At 68.6% G+C, this 23,735-nt stretch carries 26 protein-coding genes; 9 read left to right on the forward strand and 17 right to left on the reverse strand.

From position 1 onward, the window contains the following. Position 1: 1 nt before the first annotated feature. Positions 2 to 208 (forward strand): hypothetical protein, encoded by a 207-nt coding sequence (locus KV203_RS06660; RefSeq protein WP_169797485.1) that lies wholly within the window; start codon positions 2 to 4, stop codon positions 206 to 208. On the opposite strand, the gene KV203_RS06665 is transcribed toward KV203_RS06660, so the two are convergent. From KV203_RS06665 to glnA, 3 genes are all read right to left on the reverse strand, one after another. Beyond that, positions 160 to 942, reverse strand: a complete 783-nt coding sequence (locus tag KV203_RS06665) for a hypothetical protein (RefSeq protein WP_066468888.1) — start codon at positions 940 to 942, stop codon at positions 160 to 162. The genes KV203_RS06660 and KV203_RS06665 overlap by 49 nt on opposite strands. Positions 943 to 1,297: 355 nt before the next feature. After that, positions 1,298 to 1,579 (reverse strand): hypothetical protein, encoded by a 282-nt coding sequence (locus tag KV203_RS06670; RefSeq protein ID WP_157079749.1) that lies wholly within the window; start codon positions 1,577 to 1,579, stop codon positions 1,298 to 1,300. A gap of 258 nt (positions 1,580 to 1,837) precedes the next feature. Then, positions 1,838 to 3,274 carry a type I glutamate--ammonia ligase gene (gene glnA / locus KV203_RS06675; RefSeq protein WP_066468884.1) on the reverse strand — a complete coding sequence of 479 codons (1,437 nt, stop codon included), beginning with the start codon at positions 3,272 to 3,274 and terminating at the stop codon, positions 1,838 to 1,840. A 191-nt stretch (positions 3,275 to 3,465) separates the two neighbouring features. Between glnA and KV203_RS06680 the strand changes: the two genes are divergently transcribed. Next, the gene (locus tag KV203_RS06680; RefSeq protein WP_066468882.1) at positions 3,466 to 3,879 is read left to right on the forward strand and encodes an RDD family protein; all 414 of its coding nucleotides are present in this window, start codon (positions 3,466 to 3,468) and stop codon (positions 3,877 to 3,879) included. A gap of 7 nt (positions 3,880 to 3,886) precedes the next feature. Here the strand turns inward: KV203_RS06680 and KV203_RS06685 are convergent, their stop codons facing one another. From KV203_RS06685 to KV203_RS06715, 7 genes are all read right to left on the reverse strand, one after another. Beyond that, a complete protein-coding gene (locus KV203_RS06685) occupies positions 3,887 to 4,633 on the reverse strand; it encodes a DUF4191 domain-containing protein (RefSeq protein WP_066468880.1) in 747 nt (248 codons plus the stop codon). A 20-nt stretch (positions 4,634 to 4,653) separates the two neighbouring features. Beyond that, positions 4,654 to 5,682: a lipoyl synthase gene (gene lipA / locus KV203_RS06690; RefSeq protein ID WP_083529934.1), complete on the reverse strand. Its 1,029-nt coding sequence runs from the start codon at positions 5,680 to 5,682 to the stop codon at positions 4,654 to 4,656. Next, a complete protein-coding gene (lipB, locus tag KV203_RS06695) occupies positions 5,670 to 6,413 on the reverse strand; it encodes a lipoyl(octanoyl) transferase LipB (RefSeq protein WP_066468877.1) in 744 nt (247 codons plus the stop codon). Before lipB ends, lipA begins: the two co-directional genes overlap by 13 nt. Then, positions 6,410 to 6,937 (reverse strand): GNAT family N-acetyltransferase, encoded by a 528-nt coding sequence (locus tag KV203_RS06700; RefSeq protein ID WP_066469193.1) that lies wholly within the window; start codon positions 6,935 to 6,937, stop codon positions 6,410 to 6,412. The genes lipB and KV203_RS06700 overlap by 4 nt, the downstream gene beginning before the upstream one ends. After that, positions 6,927 to 7,859, reverse strand: a complete 933-nt coding sequence (locus tag KV203_RS06705; RefSeq protein WP_066468876.1) for a TIGR01777 family oxidoreductase — start codon at positions 7,857 to 7,859, stop codon at positions 6,927 to 6,929. Before KV203_RS06705 ends, KV203_RS06700 begins: the two co-directional genes overlap by 11 nt. A gap of 19 nt (positions 7,860 to 7,878) precedes the next feature. After that, complete coding sequence (gene sucB, locus KV203_RS06710) at positions 7,879 to 9,567, reverse strand: 2-oxoglutarate dehydrogenase, E2 component, dihydrolipoamide succinyltransferase (protein ID WP_066468875.1); 1,689 nt, start codon at positions 9,565 to 9,567, stop codon at positions 7,879 to 7,881. Positions 9,568 to 9,651: 84 nt separating this feature from the next. Next, positions 9,652 to 11,139: a leucyl aminopeptidase gene (locus KV203_RS06715; protein ID WP_066468873.1), complete on the reverse strand. Its 1,488-nt coding sequence runs from the start codon at positions 11,137 to 11,139 to the stop codon at positions 9,652 to 9,654. Between the two features lie 32 nt (positions 11,140 to 11,171). Here KV203_RS06715 and gcvT point away from each other — a divergent pair, with 32 nt between their 5' ends. From gcvT to KV203_RS06730, 3 genes are read left to right on the forward strand one after another with little or no spacing between them, the layout of a single operon-like run. Next, a complete protein-coding gene (gene gcvT, locus KV203_RS06720; protein WP_066468872.1) occupies positions 11,172 to 12,275 on the forward strand; it encodes a glycine cleavage system aminomethyltransferase GcvT in 1,104 nt (367 codons plus the stop codon). Positions 12,276 to 12,289: 14 nt separating this feature from the next. Next, positions 12,290 to 13,393 (forward strand): branched-chain amino acid aminotransferase, encoded by a 1,104-nt coding sequence (locus tag KV203_RS06725; RefSeq protein ID WP_066468871.1) that lies wholly within the window; start codon positions 12,290 to 12,292, stop codon positions 13,391 to 13,393. A gap of 17 nt (positions 13,394 to 13,410) precedes the next feature. Further along, on the forward strand, positions 13,411 to 13,887 hold the full coding sequence (locus tag KV203_RS06730; protein WP_066468869.1) for a DUF6194 family protein: 477 nt from the start codon (positions 13,411 to 13,413) through the stop codon (positions 13,885 to 13,887). Here the strand turns inward: KV203_RS06730 and KV203_RS06735 are convergent. The 6 genes from KV203_RS06735 to KV203_RS06760 all read right to left on the reverse strand — a co-directional run bounded on the left by KV203_RS06735 (position 13,884) and on the right by KV203_RS06760 (position 18,332). Further along, positions 13,884 to 14,432: an NADPH-dependent FMN reductase gene (locus KV203_RS06735; protein WP_066468866.1), complete on the reverse strand. Its 549-nt coding sequence runs from the start codon at positions 14,430 to 14,432 to the stop codon at positions 13,884 to 13,886. The genes KV203_RS06730 and KV203_RS06735 overlap by 4 nt on opposite strands. Before the next feature lie 137 nt (positions 14,433 to 14,569). Continuing rightward, a complete protein-coding gene (locus KV203_RS06740) occupies positions 14,570 to 15,298 on the reverse strand; it encodes an MBL fold metallo-hydrolase (RefSeq protein ID WP_066468864.1) in 729 nt (242 codons plus the stop codon). Then, positions 15,295 to 16,038 carry an adenosylcobinamide-GDP ribazoletransferase gene (locus KV203_RS06745; RefSeq protein WP_066468862.1) on the reverse strand — a complete coding sequence of 248 codons (744 nt, stop codon included), beginning with the start codon at positions 16,036 to 16,038 and terminating at the stop codon, positions 15,295 to 15,297. Before KV203_RS06745 ends, KV203_RS06740 begins: the two co-directional genes overlap by 4 nt. Positions 16,039 to 16,044: 6 nt before the next feature. Further along, positions 16,045 to 17,148, reverse strand: a complete 1,104-nt coding sequence (cobT, locus tag KV203_RS06750; protein WP_169797484.1) for a nicotinate-nucleotide--dimethylbenzimidazole phosphoribosyltransferase — start codon at positions 17,146 to 17,148, stop codon at positions 16,045 to 16,047. Then, positions 17,145 to 17,693, reverse strand: coding sequence for a bifunctional adenosylcobinamide kinase/adenosylcobinamide-phosphate guanylyltransferase (locus KV203_RS06755; protein WP_066468857.1), 549 nt, complete (start codon positions 17,691 to 17,693; stop codon positions 17,145 to 17,147). The genes cobT and KV203_RS06755 overlap by 4 nt, the downstream gene beginning before the upstream one ends. After that, on the reverse strand, positions 17,694 to 18,332 hold the full coding sequence (locus tag KV203_RS06760; protein ID WP_066468852.1) for a DUF3043 domain-containing protein: 639 nt from the start codon (positions 18,330 to 18,332) through the stop codon (positions 17,694 to 17,696). Positions 18,333 to 18,484: 152 nt separating this feature from the next. Between KV203_RS06760 and KV203_RS06765 the strand changes: the two genes are divergently transcribed. Both KV203_RS06765 and KV203_RS06770 read left to right on the forward strand, forming a co-directional pair. Continuing rightward, complete coding sequence (locus KV203_RS06765) at positions 18,485 to 18,862, forward strand: HesB/IscA family protein (protein WP_066468851.1); 378 nt, start codon at positions 18,485 to 18,487, stop codon at positions 18,860 to 18,862. A gap of 102 nt (positions 18,863 to 18,964) precedes the next feature. Continuing rightward, positions 18,965 to 19,936: a carbohydrate kinase family protein gene (locus tag KV203_RS06770; protein ID WP_218821018.1), complete on the forward strand. Its 972-nt coding sequence runs from the start codon at positions 18,965 to 18,967 to the stop codon at positions 19,934 to 19,936. 31 nt (positions 19,937 to 19,967) lie between these two features. On the opposite strand, the gene asnB is transcribed toward KV203_RS06770, so the two are convergent. After that, complete coding sequence (asnB, locus tag KV203_RS06775; protein WP_066468845.1) at positions 19,968 to 21,905, reverse strand: asparagine synthase (glutamine-hydrolyzing); 1,938 nt, start codon at positions 21,903 to 21,905, stop codon at positions 19,968 to 19,970. A gap of 287 nt (positions 21,906 to 22,192) precedes the next feature. Here asnB and ctaC point away from each other — a divergent pair, with 287 nt between their 5' ends. After that, positions 22,193 to 23,287 carry an aa3-type cytochrome oxidase subunit II gene (gene ctaC / locus KV203_RS06780; protein WP_066469191.1) on the forward strand — a complete coding sequence of 365 codons (1,095 nt, stop codon included), beginning with the start codon at positions 22,193 to 22,195 and terminating at the stop codon, positions 23,285 to 23,287. Between the two features lie 14 nt (positions 23,288 to 23,301). After that, a complete protein-coding gene (locus tag KV203_RS06785) occupies positions 23,302 to 23,718 on the forward strand; it encodes a cytochrome c oxidase subunit 4 (RefSeq protein WP_066468843.1) in 417 nt (138 codons plus the stop codon). Positions 23,719 to 23,735 lie beyond the last annotated feature (17 nt).

Genomic DNA, 23,735 nt, shown 5'->3' on the forward strand with positions numbered 1-23,735 from the left:
AGTGACCGATCGTGGCCGGTGCGGCGCGATCGAGCCGGGAGAAGTGCAGGTGTTCGTCGACTCCGGCGCGTGGAAATCGACGCCGTCGACGGTGATCGCCATGCCGCCCTCGACACCCACCGCAACACCGTTCTGCGCCGCCTGGCGCCGGCCCGCGAGCTATCGGCCGACCTGGTCGATCACCGAGACCGTCCGCGCTACCGAGTAGGCGTGGACCGCGGTGAGGGTCTGCGCCTGCTGCGCGACGATGTCGTCCACTGCTGGATCGGACAGCAGCCCGGCGACGTCGTTGCGGTGCGGCAGGCCGAAGATGATCGCGCCGTCGTGACGGTGACCGGGCGGATAGCTGTGGGCCAGGCCCGGAGTGCGGTGGGCGATTCCGGTGAACGGCAGGAACGTGTATGCCCGGGTGTCGAGCGCACCGGCCGCTGCCAATACCGGTCCGAAGGCGTTGTGCACAAACGTATGGAAACGGCGCCGCCGGACGCCGCGGCGACGCCGTAACAGCAACACCGTCCGATGCCCGACCGACGGGTCGTGCCCGACGGTCCACCAGCTTCCGCCGCCCGGCCCGCAAACATGGCCGAGGACGTTGTCGAAGACGTTCTGTTCATCGTGAAAAATGGTGCCCAGCATGCCGTATGCCGCGCGAGCCATCTCCGGGTAGTTTCGGAGTCGAACCTCGGTGACGCCGTTCCAGCGGAACATCTCCGCCGGGTGCGTGCCGACCGTGGGTGTGGCGGGCCAGTAGCCGTGGTCGGTCTCGGCGAAGTGGTACTGGTTGTATTCCAGAATGTGGCCGCCACGCTTCACCAGTTCGGCGTGCGGACCGGCCCAGTACTCGTCGGCCACCCGGCGCGGGAGATCGGCTCGATATCGGACCGGGTAGATCCCGGACAGCGTCTTGGTCGCGGTGGTTGTCGTGACCGGTCTTACGACCATCGGTGATCCTCGGCATCGGTGGCAGTTCGCTCCGTATGGTATTGCCTACGTGTCGGAGTCACGGACGGTCGGAACGCCTGGGGTGCCACCACCCGAGCACGCTCGTAGGCTACCCGGCGACGCGATGCCACGTCATTTGCAAGTCGCCATTCTGCTCGGCGCATTCGTCGGTCTCCGGGTCGCCGAGGCCGCCGCGTTGCGCGTCGCGGATGTCAAATTTCGCCAGAGGAGTGGTGCCCGGACGTAGACGAGTCCGCCCGTTCCATGATCGGTGCCGTGATCGTGGAACGGATGGAGTCGCACACGTACGCGGCGGGCGGCGACGGTACGGTTGGCACTCCGACCGCCAATGTCACTAGAAGTCCAGGATCGCGCCGAGAATAAGGGTGCCGACGGCAATGGCGATGCCGAACCACCCAGCGGTAGTCAGGGTTCCAGCGTCCGCGACATACCCGATAGCCAGTGCGCCCAGCCCGCCGAGGAAGCTAACCCCGGCGATCACACCGCCGTAGTCCTCTAAGAAGTCCCTGAGGAAAATCCACACGATCACGCCGACGATTACGCCGACAACGATTTTCAGAACGTTGCCCAGCCGCTCACCGGTGGATTCCTCGGCAAGGATGATCGCCAGGTGCATGGTCCGCACAGTACGGGGCGTCTTGCCCGTCCGGTATCGGGCAAACGGTCGACAGGCTCGGGCGGTGTTTCAGAGTCGACATCGACGGCCACCTGTGGCCGGACACAGACGAATCGACCCGCACCGCGATCGGTCACGTAATCGCGGAACGGGTCGAGTCGACGAAAACTACTGCGTACTCTCTGTGTACCGATCTTGAAAAATCGGCTCAGATTCACAGTATCGTCAGGTCAGAAGCCTGACGGGATAGCGAATCTCCTACACGTCGAAGTACAGCTCGAATTCGTAGGGATGTGGGCGGAGGTTGACCGGGGCGATCTCGCTCTCCCGCTTGAGCGCGATCCAGGTCTCGATCAGATCGGAGGTGAACACGTCGCCCTCGAGCAGGTAGTCGTGGTCGGCCTCCAGCTTGTCGATCACCGTGGCGAGGCTGGTCGGCGCCTGCGGGATGTTCGTCGCCTCCTCCGGCGGCAGCTCGTAGAGGTCCTTGTCCACCGGCGCGAGCGGTTCGATCTTGTTCTTGATGCCATCCAGACCGGCCATCATCATCGCGGCGAACGCCAGGTAGGGGTTGCCCGAGCTGTCCGGCGCGCGGAACTCCAGCCGCTTGGCCTTCGGATTGTTGCCGGTGATCGGGATACGCACGGCGGCCGACCGGTTGCGCTGGCTGTAGACCAGGTTGATCGGGGCCTCGTAACCCGGGACCAGGCGGTGATAGGAGTTCACCGTCGGGTTGGTGAACGCCAGCAAGGACGGCGCGTGGTGCAGGATGCCGCCGATGTAGTGCCGCGCCAGGTCGGACAGGCCCGCATACCCCTGCTCGTCGTGGAACAACGGCTTGCCGTCCTTCCACAGCGATTGGTGCACATGCATGCCCGAGCCGTTGTCACCGAACAGCGGCTTCGGCATGAAGGTCACCGTCTTGCCCTCGGCCCAGGCGGTGTTCTTCACGATGTACTTGAACAGCTGCAGGTCATCGGCGGCGGCCAACAAGGTGTTGAACTTGTAGTTGATCTCGGCCTGGCCGGCGGTGCCGACCTCGTGATGGCCGCGCTCCAGCACGAAACCGGCCGCCTGCAGGTTCGTCGCGATCTTGTCGCGCAGGTCGACGTAGTGGTCGTACGGTGCAACCGGGAAGTAACCACCCTTGTTGCGCACCTTGTAGCCGCGGTTCGGGCTGCCGTCCGGATCGGTCGCGGCGCCGGTGTTCCACGAACCGGACACCGACTCGATCTCGTAGAACGCGCCGTTCATCGCCGAGTCGTAGCGGACCGAATCGAAGATGTAGAACTCGGCCTCGGCGCCGAAATAGGCGGTGTCGGCGATGCCGGTGCTGATCAGGTAGTCCTCGGCCTTGCGGGCCACGTTGCGCGGATCGCGGCTGTAGGACTCGCGGGTGAACGGGTCGTGCACGAAGAAGTTGATGTTCAGCGTCTTCGCTGCCCGGAACGGGTCGATCTGCGCGGTGCTGAAATCGGGGAGCAGCAGCATGTCCGATTCGTGAATCGCCTGGAAACCACGCACCGACGAGCCGTCGAAGGCGAGGCCGTCCTCGGCCAGATCCGCATCGAAGGCGCTGCCCGGGATCGAGAAGTGCTGCTGCACGCCCGGCAGATCGCTGAACCGGATGTCGACGTACTCGATGCTCTCGTCCGCGATGTACTCGATGACCTCTTCGGCTGTACTGAACGCCACTTAGGACTCCTTCGGATTCGGCTCGCCAGCCGGTTGCACGGCTGATCGCTGCATCGACGCTATGGACCCGGTGTTGCCGCTCCATCAAGTCTGTGTTTCGCCGATGTTACTGATTCGCCGGTGTAACGGACTCCCCGCGCGCGGGTGGGCGGCGGCTGTCGATCCGGGCGAGGCGACCCTATCCTGAAGGTATGGCGTCACCGACCGATTCCGACACGCACCTCGACAACAGCCTGGGCCTGCCCGCGACCGGGATCGGTTCGCTGGCATCGAACGGTCGTCGGACAGGCGCGCTCGCAATCGATTGGTTCGTCGCGCTGGGCATTTCCGCGGTCGGCCGCTGGGGTACCCCGTTGTCCAGCGTGACGTTGCTGGTGTGGGTGGTGCTCGGCATCGCCGCAGTCGTCGTTTCCGGGTGCACGGTCGGTCAGTACGTATTCGGTCTGCGGGTACGCCGGATCGACACCAACGGCAAGGTCGGGCTGATGCGCGCGGCAATCCGGTCGGTCCTGCTCGCGTTCGTGATTCCGGGCCTGTTCACCGACCGGGACGGTCGCGGGATGCACGACCGGGCGAGCAACACCGCGGTCGTTCGCACCCGCTGAAGCCCGATCAGCGTCGACGAACCGTGCGCTGCATCCCGCCGCGCGCTTTCGCCCCGCCGGGCATCGGCCCTTTGGGCAGTGCCGGGCCACCGCGGACCGACAGTGCCGTCAGCCGTGACTCCAGCGAATCCATTCGCTTGGTGTCGATGTTGCGGGGAAGTTTGGTGAGGTAGCGCTGCAGTTGCTTGAGCGGGATCTGGCCCTCGTCGTTTCCGACGATCACGTCGTAGATCGGGGTGTCGCCGACCAGCCGGGCGGTCCGTTTCTTCTCCTGCGCCAGCAGGGGCTTGATTCGATGCGCCGAGCCTTCGCCGACCAGCACGATGCCGGGCAGGCCGATCACCCGGTGCACTGCGTCCAGATGTGTGGTTGCGGCCACCGCATTGGTCACCCGCCATTTGCCGCGCAGATTGTCCAGCGTCCACGCGGCTGCGCCGGCCTGTCCCTCGGCCTTGCGATAGACCGAGGTCTGTACTCGGCGGCCGAAGATGACGAACGCGGCCAGCGCGCCCAGGAGCAGTCCGACCGGCAACAAGAACCACTGCACCCCGAAGATCAGCCCGATCACGAAGAACAGCACCGCGACCAGGACGAAAGCGCCGAGCATCAGCGGCAATAGCAGCTTGTCGTCCTTGCGCTGCATCAGGAACGCCTGCCAGAGCTGCCGGCGACGCTCCTTACTCGCCTGTCTGCGTGCTGCCTTCGCCGCGGCCTTCGCTTCCTTCGAGGCGGCGCCGCCCTTGCCTGTCGCCATGCGACCCAGGATAGTGCGGCTCAGCGCGCCAGTCGGGCCAGGACCGCGCCGGCTTCCTGCGCCGCGGTGCCCTCCTGGGTCAGGTGGGCCAACTCGGGGGGAATCGGCCGGCCGTGCCGGGCCATCGCTTGGGCATACAGCCGCCCGGCACGATAGCTGGAGCGAACCAGCGGTCCGGCCATCACCCCGGCGAAGCCGATCGCCTGCGCGGCTTCGGCGTGGGCGATGAACTCTTCCGGGCGCACCCAGCGGTCCACCGGGTGGTGCAGTGCCGACGGCCGCAAGTATTGGGTGACGGTCAGGATGTCGCAGCCCGCATCGAACAGATCGTGCATCGCGGCGGTGACCTCGTCCGGCGTCTCGCCGAGGCCGAGGATCAGGTTCGACTTGGTGACCAGTGCCGCATCGCGGGCGGCGCTCAGTACGTCCAGCGATCGCTGATATCGAAACCCGGGACGGATTCGGGCGAACACCCGGGGCACCGTCTCGAGGTTGTGGGCCAGTACTTCTGGCCGGCTGGCGAACACCTCGGCCAGCCGATCCGGTACTGCATCGAAATCCGGGATCAACAGCTCCACCCCGGCGGTCGGGATCCGTTCCTTGATCGCGCGCACGGTCTGCGCATACAGCCAGGCGCCGCCGTCCGGCTGATCGTCGCGGGCTACCCCGGTGATCGTTGCGTACCGCAGACCCATCTGCGCGACGCTGTCGGCCACCCGGTTCGGTTCGTCCCGATCGATCGGTGCCGGTCGGCCGGTGTGGATCTGACAGAAGTCGCATCGCCGGGTGCACTGGTCCCCGCCGATCAGGAACGTTGCCTCGCGATCTTCCCAGCATTCGTAGATGTTCGGGCAGCCCGCTTCTTCACATACCGTGTGCAGGCCCTCCCGGCGGACCAGGCCTTTGAGTTCTGCGTACTCGGGCCCCATCGTCGCGCGGGTTCGGATCCAGGGCGGCTTCCGCTCGATCGGCGTCTGCGCGTTGCGCGCCTCGATCCGCAGTAGTTTGCGGCCGCCGGGGGTGGCCGGGCCGGCGGTCACGACAGTGATCCCACGACGGCGGGCTGGGCGTGGCCGACGGCGTGCGGGCGAACCCGGAGCCGTCCGTCGAGCGCATCCGCCACCGCCATCGCCACCGGTTCCAGCACGTCGTCGACCCGGATCGGCCGACCGGTTTCCACCGTGAGCGAAGTGACTCCGGCATCACGGATACCGCACGGCACGATCGTGTCGAACGCGCCGAGCGCCGCATCACAGTTCAGCGCGAAGCCGTGCAGCGTCACCCCACGCTGCACGCGGACTCCGATGGCGGCGATCTTGCGCTCGGGCCGATGATCCCCGCTGCCCGGACCGCGGCCGGCGGGCAGCCATACCCCGGAGCGGCCGTCGACCCGGCCGCATTCCAGGCCGAAACCGGCACAGACGGCGATGATTGCCTCTTCCAGCCGACGCACGTAGGCCACGACGTCGAGCGGCTCGGCGAGTGCGACGATCGGGTAGCCGACCAGCTGTCCGGGACCGTGCCAGGTGATCTTTCCGCCGCGGTCCACCTCGATCACCGGGGTGCCGTCCAACGGTCGGTCGGTCGGTGCCGTACGGCGGCCTGCGGTGTAGACCGAAGGGTGCTCGAGCAGCAACAACGTGTCGTGACCGCGGCCGACCGCCCGGTCCGCTGCCAGCTCGCGTTGCAGCTGCCAGGCTGCCGCGTAGTCGATCCGGCCGAGCCGCCGGACCGCCAGCGGCGCAATGTCCGCGCGGGCCGAGCCGAGTACAGCGCTCATGGTTCCGAGGCTACTCGGGCCTCGAATGTGAGCTGCATCAACGTCAGGTCCAGCCAGCGGTCGAACTTGCGCCCGACCTCCGGCAGTTCACCGACCACCTGGAACCCGAAGTTCCGATGCAACGCGATCGATGCGACGTTGCCGGACTCGATGGCGGCGACCATGGCGTGTACCCCGCTCGCCCGGGCCCGGGCGAGCAGCTCGGCCAGCAGCGCGGACGCGACGCCGCTGCGGCGGTGTCCGGCGGCGACATAGACCGAATTCTCCATCGTGTGCCGGTAGCCGGCCTTCGGCCACCATTGCCGGTAGCCGGCATAGCCGGCGAACCGGCCGGCCACGGTCGCGGTCAACACCGGCGTGCCGGCCGCGCGCCGCTCGGCCAGCCAGCGCTCCCGCTCGGCCAGGTCGACCGGTTCGGTGTCCCAGATGGCGGTGCCGGCCGCGATAGCAGCGTTGTGCAACTCCAAGATCGCCGGGAGATCGGTGAGTTCGGTGTCGCGGACCTGTGGCAGCTCAGCCGCCATCGGCACCGTGCGCCGCGGAACCGCGCTCTTCGGAACCGTGCAGGGCGGCATCGAGCGCGGCGCCGATCGTGTTGTGCTCGAAGCCGAATCCGGCCGACTCCAGCGCGGCCGGAATCGCCCGCGGCCCGGTCAACAGGGCTTCGTCGGCGAGCTCGCCGAGCGCCGCGCGTACGGCAAACTGCGGCACCCGCCACGGTGCCGGCCGGCCGAGGGCCCGCGCCAACGCCCGATTGAACTCGGCGTTGGTCACCGGGGCCGGGCCGACCAGATTGGCCGGTCCGCGCAGCGCCGACGAGGTGAGCGCGAAACCGATCGCGCGGAGCTCGTCGGTGAGCGAGATCCACGGCAGGTACTGCCGACCCGTGCCGAGCCGACCCCCCAGCCCGAGCGAGTACACCAGTCGAAGCCGGCCCAGCGCACCACCGCTCGGGGCGAACACCAGGCCGCTGCGCAGCAGCACCACCCGCGCCCCGGCGGCGGCGGCCGGCGCGGTCGCCGCCTCCCAGTCCACACACAGACCGGCCAGGAAACCCGTTCCGGGCGCCGCCGACTCGTCCACGATCCGGTCACCGGTGTGGCCGTAGTAGTTGATTCCGCTCGCGTTGATCAGGGTCGGCACACCGGCCTGTGCTACCGCGGCAGCCAACACGTCGGTCGGGACGATCCGGCTGTCCCGCAGTTGTTGCTTGTACGCCCCGGTCCAGCGGCGATCGCCGACGCCCGCGCCGCACAGATTGACCACTGCGTCGGCGCCACTCAGCATCGCCGGTCCCAGTCGACCGTCGGCCGGATTCCAGCCGAGCTCGTCCGGGCCGGCCGGGGGCCGGCGCACCAACCGCACGACGTGATGCCCGGCGGCGCGTAACCGATCGGTCAGCGCCGTTCCGATCAGCCCGGAGGAGCCGGCTACAACGACCTTCATCGATGTTCCTTCCGCGGTGCTACAGCCCGAGGTCGGCCTCGAAGGCTCCCTCCTGAAGACGGTGTTTGATCGTGGTCAGGAATCGGCCGGCGTCGGCGCCGTCGATCAGCCGATGGTCGTAGGTGAGCGGTAGGAAGCACATCGAGCGCACCCCGATCGACTCGGCACCGGTCTCGTCGATGACCACCACCGGCCGTTTCACGATCGCCCCGGTACCCAGCATGGCGGCTTGCGGTGGCACCAGAATCGGGGTGTCGAACAGGGCGCCGTTGCTGCCGATGTTGGTGATGGTGAATGTGCCGCCGGCCAGCTCGTCCGGCTTCAGTTTGTTGCTGCGGGTGCGCTCCGCGAGGTCGGCGATCGCGCGGGCCAGCCCGGCCAACGACAGGTCGCCGGCGTTGTGGATCACCGGCGAGAGCAGACCCTGCTCGGTGTCCACCGCGATGCCGAGATTCACCCCGGCGTGGTAGGTGATCTCGGCGGCGTCCTCGTTGTAGCTGGCATTCACGTTCGGATGCATACCGAGCGCTTCCACCACCGCCTTGGCGAAGAACGGCAGGAAGGTCAGATTCACCCCCTCACGAGCGGCGAAGGTCGACTTGGCGCGGGCGCGGAGCGCCGCGATCCGCGTGACGTCGACCTCGTGGGTCTGGGTCAGCTGCGCGGTGGATTGCAGCGATTCGCGCGTCTTCTTCGCGGTGATCTGCCGGATCCGGTTCGCCTTCTGCGTGGTCCCGCGCAACGTGGCCAGGTCCGGTCGGCCGGCCGGGGTGGTCGGGCGGGCCGGCGTGGTGGGGGCCGGTGCGGCGGGCTCCGGCTCCGGGGCACGTTTGGCCTCGGCCGCGGCCAGCACGTCCTGCTTGCGGATCCGGCCACCGACCCCGGAGCCGGTGATGCCGGTGAGGTCCACGTCGTGCTCCGCGGCGAGCTTGCGCACCAACGGGGTCACGTAGGGGCCGGCGTCCCCGGTCGATCCGGTCGGGGCGGGCGTCGGCTCCGGAGCAGCTTCGGTTTTCGGCGCCGATTCGGGAGCGGCGTCGGATGCCGGGGCGGCACTGCCGACCAAGGCGAGTTGTCCGCCGACCGCGACCACGTCGTCCTCCGCTGCGGTGATCTCCAGCAGCGTGCCCGCGACCGGGGACGGGATCTCGGTGTCGACCTTGTCGGTGGACACCTCCAGCAGCGGCTCGTCCTCGGCGACGGCATCGCCGACCTGCTTGAGCCAGCGGGTCACGGTGCCTTCGGTGACCGACTCACCGAGTTCCGGCATCGTCACCGCCTTGGCGTCTGCCGCAGCCGGTTCCGACGCAGCTGCTTGCGGCGCGTCCTCGGCCGGGCTCGGTTCGGGCTCCGATCTCGATTCGGCTGTCGGGGTGGGTTCGGGTTCCGGCTCGGGTTCCGACGTCGATTCGGTTGCCGGCTCGGGTTCGGGCTCGGGCTCCGACGTCGATTCGGCGGCCGGTCGGTCGCCGGCGTCACCGATCACCCCGAGTTCGCCGCCGATCTCGACGACGTCGTCCTCCTGCGCGACGATCTTGGTCAGGACCCCGGAGGCCGGCGCCGGGATCTCGGTGTCCACCTTGTCCGTGGACACCTCGAGCAGCGGCTCGTCGGCCTGAACCTGGTCGCCTTCCTGCTTGAGCCATCGCGTGACGGTTCCCTCGGTGACGCTCTCCCCGAGAGCCGGCATCTGGACGGAGATGGCCATGTCAGTTGTCTCCTCGACGTGTCGGGTTGGTTGCCGTGCTTCCATCCTTGCACTCGCACCCGGTTCAGCGGGTCCGGGCGCGGATCAGCCTTCGGCGGCAATGTCTTCCAGTACGGCGATCAGGGTGCGAACCGGAACGCCGGTGCCGCCCTTGGCGGTGTAACCCCACGGGGCGCCGTTGTTGTAGGCCGGTCCTGCGATGTCGAGGTGCACCCAGTGGACGTCGTCCGGCACGAACTCGCGCAGGAAGAGTCCGGCCGACAACATGCCGCCGTAGCGGTGATTGGTGACGTTGGCCAGATCGGCGATTCGGGAGTTCAGATCGGTGCGCAGCTCGGCCGGCAATGGCATCGCCCAGCCGTTCTCACCGATCTGCTGGGAGATCCGGGCGACCCGGTCGCGAAACTCGTCGGTGCCCATCACGCCGGGCGTACGGGTACCCAGCGCGATCATCTGCGCCCCGGTCAGCGTCGCCACATCGATCAGGTACGCCGGCGCGTCCTCACCCGCCCGGACGATCGCATCGGCCAGGATCAGCCGGCCTTCGGCGTCGGTGTTCAACACCTCGACCTTGGTGCCGCCGTACTGGGTGAGCACGTCACCGGGGCGCTGTGCCGTGCCGGACGGCATGTTCTCGGCCATCGGGACGGTCGCGACGACGGTCAGCGGGAGCTGTTGGCGTGCGGCATAGCAGATGGTGGCCAGGACGGCCGCGGCGCCGCCCATGTCCATCGTCATGAGTTCCATACCGGCCGCGGGCTTGATCGAGATGCCGCCGGTGTCGAACGTGATGCCCTTGCCGATCAGCGCGATCTTCGGCGCGTCCGGACCGCCGCCGGCGTAGCTGAGCCGGACCAGCCGCGGCGGCCGGGCCGATCCCTGACCGACCCCGACGATGCCGCCGTAACCGCCGTCGGCGAGCGCCTGCTCGTCGAGCACCTCGACGTCCAGGCCGAGCTCCCGCCCGGCGGCCGCCGCCTGATCGGCGAACGTAGCCGGGTAGAGGTGGTTCGGCGGGGTGTTGATCCAGTCGCGGGCCGTTGCGACCGCCTCCGCCACCCGGTACGCGCGGTCTCGGATCGCCTCGTTCGCCGGGGTCGGTTCGGCGAGCAGCACCACCCGGCCGACCCGTCGACCGGCCGGTTCCGGTCGGCTCGTGGCCCGGAACTCGACGAACTCGTAACCCCCCAGGGCGAAGCCCTCGACTGCTGCGGCCAGGTCGATCGAGCCGAGCGTGGCGGCCGCGACGTCGACCCCGGTCAGTGCGCGCGCCGCGGCACCGGCAGCGCGACGGAGCTGATCGGCGTCCCGCTTGGCCGGATCGCCGAGTCCGACCGCGAGCACACTGGTCACGCCGAGCTCGGCCGGTGCCGGAATCCGGGTCGATTCCTCCGCCTTGCCGGTTGCGCCGACCGCGACCAGCCGATCCAGCAGCTGCTCGGCCGCCTCGGCCGACAGCCGGTCGCCGACCAGCGCGCGCGGTCCGTCGTCGGTGGTTTCGAGGCCGATCACCAGGACCTCGGCATCGGCGGGCAGGGTGTCGGCGAGAACGACTTCGGGGAGCGACGGCATGGGGTCACCCTACGGCCGACGGCCGTAGGGTGGTGGCTGTGAGCGAGCTGTGGCACGGACCCATCCAGCAGGTACACGTCGACCTCGGTGCGGCGTTCGCTCCGTTCGGCGGGTGGGAGATGCCGGTGTCGTATGCGGGCACGGTCGCCGAACACAATGCGGTGCGCGGCCGGGTCGGCATCTTCGACGTATCGCACCTGGGCAAAGCGCTGGTTGCGGGCCCGGGCGCGGCCGCATTCGTCAATCGCGTGCTGACCGCGGACTTGGACCGGATCGGCCCCGGCACGGCGCAGTACACGCTGTGCTGCAACGACTCCGGCGGGGTGATCGACGACCTGATCGCCTATCGGGTGGCCGGCGACGAGGTGTTCCTGGTGCCGAACGCGGCGAACAACCAGGCGGTCGTCGCGGCGCTGACCGCCCAGGCGCCCAGCGGCGTCACCGTGACCGACCAGCATCGTGACTTCGCCGTGTTCGCGGTACAGGGGCCGGAGTCGGCGCGGGTGCTGGCTGCTGCCGGTTTCCCGGCCGAGCTGCCGTATCTCGGATTTGTCGACACCGTCTGGCAGGGGCGCCCGGTCCGGGTGTGCCGCACGGGCTACACCGGCGAGCACGGCTACGAGTTGTTGCCGCGTTGGTCCGACGCGGAACCGGTGTTCGCGGCGCTCCTCGACGCGGTACGCGCCGCCGGTGGAGAACCGGCCGGCCTCGGCGCCCGGGACACGCTGCGCACCGAGATGGGGTACCCGTTGCACGGGCACGAACTCGCACCGGACATCTCGCCGCTGCAGGCCCGCTGCGGCTGGGCGGTCGGCTGGGCCAAGCCGCAATTCTGGGGGCGGGATGCGTTGCTCGCGGAAAAGGCGGCGGGTCCCGCGCGCACGCTGATCGGCCTGCGTGCCGTCGATCGCGGGGTGCTCCGGTCGGCGCAGGCGGTGCTGGTCGACGGCGCGCCGATCGGACAGACGACCTCGGGCACCTTTTCCCCGAGCCTGCAGGTCGGGATCGCTCTCGCGCTGGTCGACCCGGACGCGGCACCGGAGTTCGGCGCCGAGGCCGAGGTCCAGGCACGCGGCCGCCGATTGCGCTGCGTCGTGGTGAAGCCACCGTTCGTCCAGGTCAAAACCAGACAATAGCTACGATTGGGCCCATGACCACCGCCGTCGACTTCGTCCGCGCTCCGCATCCTGCCCCGACCACGGCGGAGCGGCGGGCGGAGATTCTGGCTGCGCCCGGCTTCGGCCGCTACCTGACCGACCATATGGTGTCGATCGACTACACCCGCGACGGTGGTTGGGGACCGGGTCGGGTCGAACCTTACGCGCCGATCACGCTCGATCCGGCGGCGATGGTATTGCACTACGGGCAAGCCATCTTCGAGGGACTCAAGGCCTACCGGCAGCCCGACGGCAGCATCGCCTCGTTCCGGATCGATGCCAACGCGCGTCGGCTGCAGCGGTCCGCGCAGCGGATTGCCATGCCGGAGTTGCCGACCGAGTTGTTCGTCGAATCGGTGCGGCAGTTGCTCGCCGTGGACCATGCCTGGGTGCCCGCGGCCGGTGGCGAGGACTCGCTCTACCTGCGACCGTTCATGTTCGCCACCGAGGCCGGTCTCGGGGTACGACCGGCGGGGAACTATCGGTATCTGCTGATCGCCTCGCCGGCCGGGGCCTACTTTCCGCGCGGCGTGAAGCCGGTGCGGGTGTGGCTGTCCACCGAGTACGTCCGGGCGGCGCCGGGCGGAACCGGGGCGGCCAAGTTTGCCGGGAACTACGCCGCTTCGTTGGTCGCCCAGGCCCAGGCGGCCGAGGAGGGTTGCGACCAGGTGGTCTGGCTGGACGCGATCGAGCACCGGTATGTCGAGGAGATGGGCGGGATGAACCTGTTCTTCGTCTTCGGTGCCGGCGCCCAGGCAAAGCTGGTCACCCCGGAACTGTCCGGCGCACTGCTGCCCGGCATCACGCGGGACTCCCTGCTCACCCTGGCCGCAGACTCCGGGATCGCCATCGAGGAACGCCGAATCGGTACCGACGAGTGGCGGTCCAAGGCGAGTTCCGGCGAGATCACCGAGGTGTTCGCCTGCGGCACCGCGGCAGTGATCACCCCGGTCGGGGCGGTCTGTTCCGCCGACGGCGAGTTCACCATCGCAGACGGTGAGCCGGGGGAAGTGACCATGGCGTTGCGGGACACGCTCACCGGGATCCAGCGCGGCACCTTTGCCGACACCCACGGTTGGGTGACCAGGCTGTACTGAGCTGCGATACTCGCCCGATGCGGATCGAGGACGTGCTGGAGCTGGTCCGATCACTGAACGGCTCGTTGATCCTCGCCCCGGTCCCCGGCAGCGGCTACCCGGAGATCGCCTGGGGCGACTACTTCTGTTACTACAGCGCGGACGGTACGGTACCGAGCACCAGGCAGCCGTACGCGACGATCATCACCAAGGATTACCCCGACGACGCCGGTTCCCGGCTCGACGAGCCCGGCCGATGGCGGCTCAACGTCCGGGTCGGCCGGGATCGCCTCGGCGAATTGCTCGCCGGGCCCGCTGCCGCCGGCGCCACGGTGGATTTCGGCGCGACCGACGTGCTGGTACCGCATCCGGTGTACGCCCGGCAGGGTTGGATCGCGGTGGTACTGCCGGCGTATCGCACCGAGGAAACCGTGCGCGGCCTGCTCCGAGACGCCCATCGGCTCGCCGAAGTCGACGCCCATCGGCACGCCGAAGAGCAGGCCGATCCGACCTAGTCGGCCGGGTGCGCGGTTGCGGTGACCAGGTCGTCGAGCAGCTTGACCAGCTCGGCGGCCCGGCGCTCCTGCAATGCCAGACCTTCGGCACCGAAGTCGGTGAACAGCGACAGCGCGACCTGGCTACGAATATCGTTCATGTGGAAATTCGCCACGATCTGGCGCCATTGCTCGACCGCCCGGACTCCGGCGTCGGCGCCGTAGGAGACGAAGGCGACCGTCTTGCCGAACCACTCCGGGCCTAGACTATCCACCGCGTTCTTCAACGCTCCGGGCACTCCGTGGTTGTACTCCGGGGTGACGACGATGTAGCCGTCGCAGGCGTCGATCGCCTGACTCCACCGGGTCACCTCGGGGGAGTCGTAGACCTTGTTCGCTGCGGCCGGCACCGTCGCCGAGGTGAGCAGCGGGACGTCGAAGTCCTTCAGATCGACGATCTCGAACTTGGCGTCGTCGCGCTGGGACGCGACGTCGTAGACCCAGTCGGCAACCGCGGCTCCGGTGCGTCCTTCGCGGATGGATCCGAGGATGATTCCGATCTTCACAGGCAAATCTCCATATTCTTTTTCGCGCGACACCCGGGCATATCCGCGGGCAACTCTATCGGCGGCTCAGCCGTCTGCTGTTCGGTGGCTCAGCCGTCTGCTGTTCGGTGGCTCAGCCGTCTGCTACATCCGGCGGCTCAGCCGCCCATCACCGCGCGCCACTCTTCCAGCGTCTTCGGTCGGAACACATAGTTGCCGGCGCGCACCGTGGACAGCGGGGCGCTGGGGTCGGCCGAATACCAGTGGCCGGGATACACCGTGGGGTCGCCGGGTAGTCCGGCGAGGTACTGCAGGCTGCGATAGATGTCGTCGGAGTTACCGCCGGGGAAGTCGGTGCGCCCGCACCCGTCCAGAAACAGGGTGTCGCCCGCGATCAGCCGTCCGTCCAACAGGAAACACTGGCTGCCCGGCGTGTGTCCCGGGGTGTGCAACAACTCGATCTCCAGACCGCCGAGCGCAACTTTGTCGCCGTGCTCGTGTCCGGTGAGTTCGCCGGGTGCGATTCCGGTCACCTGGGACACCCAGTTCAACTCGGCGTTCTGCACATGGACCGGGACCGATCGGCGGTCCAGCAACTCGACCAGACCGGGCAGCGTGAAGCCGAGCATCGTGCCGCCGACATGGTCGGGGTGGTGGTGCGTGGCGAGCACGCCGGACAGCCGCAGGCCGTCCGATTCCAGCACGTCGACCAGTTCGTTTGCCGCATAGGCCGGGTCGACAACCATCCCGTCGCCGGTCTCCCGGTCGCCGATCAGGTAGGCGAAGTTGCGCATCTGGCCGGCGATCGGATCGCCGACCGCGTAGTCCCGGCCGGACAGCAGCTGGCGGAAGTACAGGCGGTCGCCGTCACCCGGCTGGTCGGTCATGTCGCCAACCCTAACCCGAGCCCGGCGGCCACCACGGTGACGGTGAATTCGCTCGCGGCGCCGAGCACGTCGCCGCCGATCCCGGCGAACCGGCGAGCGCAGTGCCGGACCAGCAGCACCGCGCCGAGCAGCGCGAACAGCATCACCAGCGGTCCCTGCGCGGGCCCCGGTGTCGCCCAGACCGCACTGCCGGCCAGCAGCGCGGCCCAGCCCAGGCCGACGGCGATCGGTTGGGTGCCGGCGACCAAAGGCCCGAATCCGTGCTGCTCGGCGGCCGCAACGCCGCGCCGGCAAGCGAGCACCACGGCAACCCGACCCGCCGTCACCGCGAGCACGATCGCGGGCCAGCGGTCGGCCGCGATCAGCGTGCCGAACCCGATCGACTGGGCCAGGATCACGAGCACGATCGCGGTCACCCCGAACGGGCCTGCGGCCCCGTCGTGCAGCACCTGCCGAGCCCGCTCCGGCGGTCCGTAACAGCCCAACCCGTCGGCGGTGTCGGCCAATCCGTCCAGATGCATGCCGCGGGTCGACCCGGCCAGCGCCGCGACCACCACGACCCCGGCCAGGCCCGGCACGGCACCGGCCCAGGAAGCGAGCCAACCCAGGCCGGCAGCTGCCACCCCCAGCAGCGCACCGACCAGCGGTGCCACGCCGATCGCGCGGGCTGCGGCCGTCCGGTCGACGGTGCTCGGCCCGCGCAGCGGGAGCACGGTCAGCCACGTGAGGGCCAGGCGCACCGCAGGTCAGGCCGGGTCGGCTGTGCTCACGCCGGCATCGGCTGTGCTCACGCCGGCATCGGCTGTGCTCACGCCGGCATCGGCGAAGGTGGCCATCTCGCCCAACGTGGCGACCGCGGCCTGTACCAGCGGCAACGCGGCCAGTGCGCCGGAGCCCTCGCCGAGTCGCAGCTGCAGGTCGAGCAGCGGTTCCAGGTCCAGCTCGGCCAGCGCCAGCGTATGCATCGGTTCGGTGGAGCGGTGCCCGGCGACCCACCACGCGCGCGCGCCGGGCGCAAGTCGGTCGGCGACCAGCGCCGCGGCCGTGACCACTGCGCCGTCCAGCAGCACCGGGGTCCGACGCACCGCGGCCTGGGCGAGAAACCCGGCCATCGCGGCAAGGTCCGCGCCGCCGGCAACCCGGAGCAGCCCCTGCGGGTCCGGCCCGACCGGCGCGGCCCGGTGCAACGCGTCCCGCACGGCAGCGGCCTTGCGACTCCAGCCGGCGTCGTCGATTCCGGTGCCCCGGCCGACCACCAGCACCGGCTCGGTGTCGGTCAGCGCGGCGACCAGCACCGCGGCCGGGGTGGTGTTACCGATCCCCATCTCGCCGGCGATCAACAGATCGGCACCGGAGTCCACCTCTTCGTCGCAGATCGCCGCGCCGGCGCTGATCGCGGCTGCGGTCTCGTCCGCGGTGAGTGCGTCCTCCCGGTCGATCGCGCCGGAGCTACGTCGCACCTTGTGCGTGCTGATCTCGGCCGCGGTATCCGCGTCGACGGCGATATCGACCACCCGCACCGTGGCGCCGCTCGCCGCGGCCAGCACGTTCACCGCTGCGCCGCCGGTGCGGAAGTTCGCGACCATCTGGGCGGTTACCTCGCTCGGGTACGCCGACACGCCGGATCGCGCGATCCCGTGGTCGCCGGCGAACACCACCACCCGGGTGCGCTGCAGTGGCCGTGGCGGACAGGTGCCTTGGCAGGCGGCGATCCAGTTGCCCAGCGTTTCCAATCGGCCGAGCGAACCGGGCGGCTTGGTCAACTGCTCCTGTCGCGCTGCGGCCGCCGCGCGGGCGTCGGCGTCCGGGGCAACGATCGGCGGGAACACGGTCGGCGCCTGGTCGGTCACGAGGGTCCTTTCGGAGGTTCGGATGGCGGTCCCTTGAGCAGCTGCGGCAGGCCGGCGACGACCAGGAGCACCCGATCGCAGACCGCCGCCAGCTGTTGGTTCAGCGTGCCCAGCTCGTCGCGAAACAGCCGGCCTGCTGCGCTCACCGGCACCACGCTCAGGCCGACTTCGGGGGAGACCAGCACCAGCTGTTCCGGATGGTCCCGCACCGCGGCGACCAGGGCCGCCACCCGCGGTGTGATCGTGCCTTCGGGGCGGGTCCAGGCCGCGGCGTCGTCCAGTTCGGCGGTCAGCCAGGTGCCCAGATCATCGACCAGCGTCGGCGCCGGCTCCGAACGCAGCAGTGCCGGTAGATCGGCTGTGGTGACCGTGGTCCACCCGGGTGGTCGGCGGGCGGAATGCGCCCGGATCCGGCCGGCCAGCTCGGCATCGGCCGGATCCACGCGCGCCGTCGCCACATACCGGACGGGCTGGTCCAGCAGCAGGAGCGACTCCGCATGCGATGACTTGCCGGACCGAGCGCCGCCCAATACGAGCGTGCGCACTCAGACTGCGGCGCCGCGTTGGACCCGTGGCTTGGGCGCGCGCATGCGACGTAGCTGGGTCGCCCGGACGAAGGCGTACCAACCGAGCGAGAACGGCCGATCGGTCGCGTCCGGGAATCGTTGCCGAACCTTGTTGTTCACTATTCGGCCGAGCACGACACCTTCGATGATCATGAAAAGTAGTAGGACGAACATCGCCAGCGAGACGATCGACTGGATCTGCGGGCTGAGGAACATGGTCATGATCATGCCGAGCGCGATCGGCATGAACAGCCCGGCAAGGTTGCGCCGGGCGTCGACGATGTCGCGGACGAATGCCCGGACCGGGCCCTGGTCCCGGGCAAGCAGGTACTTTTGGTCGCCGGCCAGCATCCGCGCGCGGCGTTCGGCCGAGGCTTCCCGCCGGGCCGCCGACGCCTTGCGCCGCTCCTCCTTGGTGCCGCGGGCCGCCTTGCGCCGGGCCCGGGCCTCCTTGCCGGTCATCGGCGCCGGTGCCACCGGACCGCGGCGGCGGGATTCGGCTTCGCGGCGTTTCGGGGTCGGCCGGCCCTTGCCGGCGGTGCCGGCCGACGGGGTGGCCGGATCGGGCTGGGTGGCCTGGTCCGATTCGCCGGGATTTCCGCGCCGTAGCAACTTCACCCCTCCAGGCTATGGGATGCCGTGCCGCGGGCGTGCCGGGTCCCGGCCCGGCTGGGGAATGAACGCGCAGATAGTACGGTTGAGAGAGGTTGTCAGTGATGCCTGACCGCTCAGCGGTCGCCGCAAACCGTCGTGCCGAAGGGACGTACCCCATGACTGTCGAGAACGAGGCCCCGGAGAAGGACGCCCTCGCGAGCGAGTCCGCCACCGGTGTGGTGCTGACCGACGCGGCGTCGGCGAAGGCGAAGGCGCTGTTGAGCCAGGAGGGTCGGGACGACCTCTCGCTGCGGATCGCAGTGCAGCCGGGTGGCTGCGCCGGGCTCCGATATCAGCTGTTTTTCGACGATCGCGCGCTGGACGGTGACATCAACGAAGACTTCGGCGGTGTCACGCTCGCTGTCGATCGGATGAGCGCGCCGTATCTGCAGGGCGCGTCGATCGATTTCGTGGACACGATCGAGAAGCAAGGCTTCACGATCGACAATCCGAACGCGACCGGATCCTGCGCCTGCGGCGACAGCTTCAACTGACCGGCTTCGGCCGCTCGATCCGATAGGTACGGTACGGACGTACTGTGTTGTTCGGCAGAAGTTCTGCCGAACGCCGACGTTCGTTCAGAAAGGCCCCGCACCGTGCCGATCGCCGTATCCGCGTCCATCGCGACCGATCACCTCATGACCTTTCCCGGGAGGTTTGCGGAGTCACTGCTGGCCGACCAGCTCGACCATGTCTCGCTGAGTTTCCTGGTCGACGATCTCGTCGTCCGCCCGGGCGGCGTGGCCGGGAACATCGCCTACGCGATGGGCGTACTCGGTGCCGCGCCGTTGCTGGTCGGTGCGGTCGGCGCCGACTTCGCCGACTATCGGATGCGACTGGAACAGCACGGGGTGGATTGCTCCGGGGTGCTCGTCTCCGAGCGTGCGCACACGGCCCGCTTCGTCTGCACCACCGATCAGGACATGGCGCAGATCGCCTCGTTCTATCCGGGCGCAATGACCGAGGCCCGCGACATTTCGATCACCGCGCTCGCCGAAACGGTTCCGCTCGACCTGGTACTGATCGGGTCGAACGACCCGGAAGCGATGTTGCGGCACACCGCCGAGTGCCGGGCCGCCGGCATCCGCTTCGCCGCGGATCCGTCACAACAGTTGGCGTTGCTGGACGGGGAACGGATCGTTCGGTTGATCGAGGGTGCGGCGTACCTGTTCACCAACGAATACGAGTGGGGCCTGCTGCGATCCAAGACCGGCCTGTCCGAATCGGAGATCGACGATCAGGTGGCGCTGCGAGTGACCACGCTCGGTGCCGGCGGGGTGCAGATCGTGACGCCCGACGAACAGCTCGAGGTCCGGGTCGTTCCCGAACGGAGCAAGGTGGATCCGACCGGGGTCGGCGACGCATTCCGGGCCGGCTTCCTGACCGCGCACATCGGTGGGGCGAGCCTGGAGCGGGCCGCGCAACTCGGCTCGTTGGTGGCAGTGCTGGTACTCGAGACCAGCGGACCGCAGGGCTGGACCCTGGACCGTGATGACGCGCTGGCGCGGCTCACCGACGCCTACGGCGCGGACGCGGCAGCCGACCTGGAGGCACTGCTGGCCGGCTGAGTCACCCGGCGGCGCGGGCCGGCCGTTCGAGTCAGGCGTGCACCGGGTACACCGGCTCCTTGATGTCCGGCACGATGCGTTGCTCGACGAAGATTCCGTGCCAGACCATGAACACCAGCAGCGTCCACAGCCGTCGGCTGTGGTCGCTGCGCCCGGCCCGGTGCTCGTCGAGCATGCCCTTGATCGCTCCCTTGTCCAGCAGATGATCGGTCTGCGACTCGGCGATCTGGGCCTGCGCCCACTCGAACAGTTCGTCGCCGGCCAGCCAGTGCCGGAGCGGAACCGGGAAGCCGAGCTTGGCGCGGTGTAACACGTGTGGTGGGACGATGCCGTCGAGCGCCTGGCGCAGCGCGTACTTCGTCGTCTTCGCGACCCCCCGCCCGCTGGTGATCTTCTGTTCGTACGGGATCTGCTCGGCGACCCGGAACACTTCGGGGTCGAGGAACGGCACCCGCAGCTCCAGCGAGTTCGCCATGGTCATCTTGTCCGCTTTGACCAGGATGTCGCCGCGCAGCCAGGTGTACAGGTCCAGGTGCTGCATCCGCGCGACCGGATCCCAGCCGACCGAGCGGGCGTAGATCGGGGCGGTCACATCGGCCTGCGCCCAGTCGGGCCGGAACTCGCGCAGCACCGCGCGCAGCTGTGCATCGTTGAAGCTGCGCGCGTTGCCGTAGTAGCGCTCCTCGAGCGACAGCGAGCCGCGTTGCAGCAGACTTTTGCCGCGCCGGCCGTCCGGCATCGCCGCGCCGAGGCGTCCGGCCAGCCGCCGGCCGGCTGCGGGCATCCGCTCGAACGGGCGCAGCGACAGCGGTTCGCGGTAGATCGTGTAGCCGCCGAACAGCTCGTCGGCGCCCTCGCCGGAGAGCACCACTTTGACGTGCTTGCGGGCCTCCTGCGCGACGAAATACAACGGCACCAGCGCCGGGTCGGCGACCGGTTCGTCGAGGTACCAGACGATCTCCGGGATCGCTGCGGCGAACTCCTGCGGGCTCACCATGCGGATGTAGTGCTTCGAGCCGATCGCTGCGGCGGTCTCGGCGGCGACGTCGGCCTCGGAGTAGCCGGGCCGCTCGAAGGCGGAGGTGAAGGTGAGCAGGTTCGGGTTGTGCCGGATCGCCAGCGCCGCGATCGCCGTGGAGTCGATACCGCCGGACAGGAACGAGCCGACCGTCACATCGGCGCGCATGTGCTTCGCGACGGAGTCCTCGAGCGCCGCGGCGATCTCGGCGTAGCGGGCGTGCTCGGTGCCCCGAGCGAACGGGCGGACCCGGAACTGCGGGTCGAAGTAGCGGGTGAACCGGGGGGCTTCGCCGGGACGCAGCCGCGCGTAGTGGCCCGACTCCAGCCGCCGGATATCGCGATGCAACGTCTCCGGTTCGGGCACGTACTGCAGAACCGTGTAGTGCTCCAGCGCACGCGGATCCAGGGCATCGGTCAACTGCAGCTGGTGCAGCAGCGTCAGCAGGCTCTTCTTCTCGCTGCCGAAGGCGGTCCCGCCCGGGCCGGTGGCCAGGAACATCGGTTTGATCCCGAACGGATCGCGGGCGAGGAACAACTCACGGGTCTCGGTATCCCAGATCGCGAAACCGAACATGCCGCGCAGCCGTCGCACCGCGTCCGGGCCCCAGTAGTGGTAAGCCGCGACGATCGCTTCGCCGTCACCCTCGGTCCGGAACTCGGCGCCGAGGGTGGCCAGCTCGGCCCGCAACTCCAGGTAGTTGTAGATCTCGCCGTTGAACGTCAGGGCGTACCGCTCCGGATTGTCGGCCGGCCCCCAACGCAACGGCTGGTGGGAACTGTCGATGTCGATGATCGACAGCCGGTTGAAGCCGAAGACCAGGTCGGCGTCGTGCCAGGTGCCGTGTTCGTCCGGGCCGCGGTGACGCAGACAGGGTAGAGCGGCGTCGACGGCCGCCACCAGCGCCTCGTCGACCCGGCCGGGAGTCAGAAACCCGAGCAAACCACACACGTGCTGCGAACCTCGATTCGAAATCCGTTCGGTGGAAATTGGGCTGTCGTCGACGCGGCTGCGTCGGATACCCCGAGCCCAAGGCCCGAGTATGCCGGAACAGGTCCGGAGTGTCGGCTCGGCCCCGACGCCGAACAGCCGCCGAGTTTGGTCTACGCTGCGTAGTATTCGAGACACCCGAATGGCTCGGACAGCTCGCTGAACCGGCCGGTCGGGTGGCTATCAGGACAGCCTGTGCGCAGGGCGAACGTGCGCATGGAGACAGTGTTTGCATGGCGACAGCGTCGATGCTGGAGGGACAGGAAGGCGTGGACGTGGTGCGTACTAGCGAGGACCGCGGCCGAGGCCGGGTATTCCGTCGGATCGGGTTGGCGGTATCCCTCGGTGTCACCGCCGCTCTGGTGTCGGGCTGCTCGATCGACAACGACGTGCTTCGGTTCGGGTGGCCGACGGGTGTGACTCCGCAGGCTACCCGGATGCGTGAGCTGTGGACCTGGTCGGTGATCGCGGCGCTGGTGATGGGTGTCATCGTCTGGGGTCTGCAGTTCTGGACGATCGCGTTCCACCGCAAGAAGAAGGACTCACCAGACTTCCCGCGGCAGACCGGCTACAACGTTCCGCTGGAGCTGAGCTATACCGCGCTCCCGTTCGTGATCATCTCCGTGCTGTTCTTCTTCACCGTGCAGGTGCAGACCTTCGTCGAGAAGAAGATCGACAATCCGGACGTGGTCGTCGATGTCACCGCTTTCCAATGGAACTGGAAGTTCGGTTATCAAAAGGTCGACCTGAAGAACGGCACGCCCAGCTATGACGGCGTGGATTACGCCCGTCAGGATCAGCTGGCCGAGCAGTCTGCCGCGCTGTTGGAGCGGAAGAACGACGAAGGTCATCCCAAGCCGGGACCGGTGAACGGCAAGGACCCCAACGACCTGTCGTATCTGCGTTACGACAAGATCGAGACCATCGGCTCCAGCGACGAGATCCCGGTCTTGGTGCTGCCCACCGACAAGATCGTCGAGTTCCAGATCGCTTCGGCGGATGTGATTCACGCCTTCTGGGTGCCGGAGTTCCTGTTCAAGCGGGATGTGAATCCGAACCCGAAGGAAAACCACTCCGACAACGTGTTCCAGATCACCAAGATCGAGCGAGAAGGCGCGTTCGTCGGGCGCTGCGCGGAGATGTGCGGCACGTACCACTCGATGATGAACTTCGAGGTGCGGGCGGTGACTCCGGAGAAGTTCGAGACCTACCTGGCCGCACGCAAGTCGGGCAAGACCAACGCCGAGGCGTTGAGCGCCATCGGCGAGTCACCGGTTGCGACCACCACCCTGCCGTTCGATACCAGGCGAACGGCACGCGAGGCCACGGCCGACGGTAAGTAGAGGACGGACTCGACATGAAGATCGAAGCCAGGCTGTTCGAGCTGCTGACCGCGTTCATCGTGATCGTGGCGATCATCTACGCCTTTTTCACCGGGATGTCGCGGACCGGGGTCGAGTGGGCCGGGACCACCGCGCTGGTACTGACCGGCGGACTGACCTTCATCGTCGGGACGTATTTCCGGTTCGTCGCCCGTCGGATCGACCTCCGCCCGGAAGACTACGAGGATGCGGAGGTCGTCGACGGGGCCGGTGATCTCGGGTTCTTCTCACCGGGCAGTTTCTGGCCGGTCACCCTGGCCGCGGCCGCGGCGCTCACCGCGCTCGGCCTGGCCTTCTTCGAGCCCTGGTTGATCGCGCTCGGGGTGTGCACGGTGTTGTTCGCCGCCGGCGGTCTGGTCTTCGAGTACTACCTGGGTCCGGAAAAGCACTGACCGTCCCGGCGTCCCGC

Origin of the sequence: Skermania piniformis (genome assembly GCF_019285775.1) — a bacterium.
Taxonomy (GTDB): domain Bacteria; phylum Actinomycetota; class Actinomycetes; order Mycobacteriales; family Mycobacteriaceae; genus Skermania; species Skermania pinensis.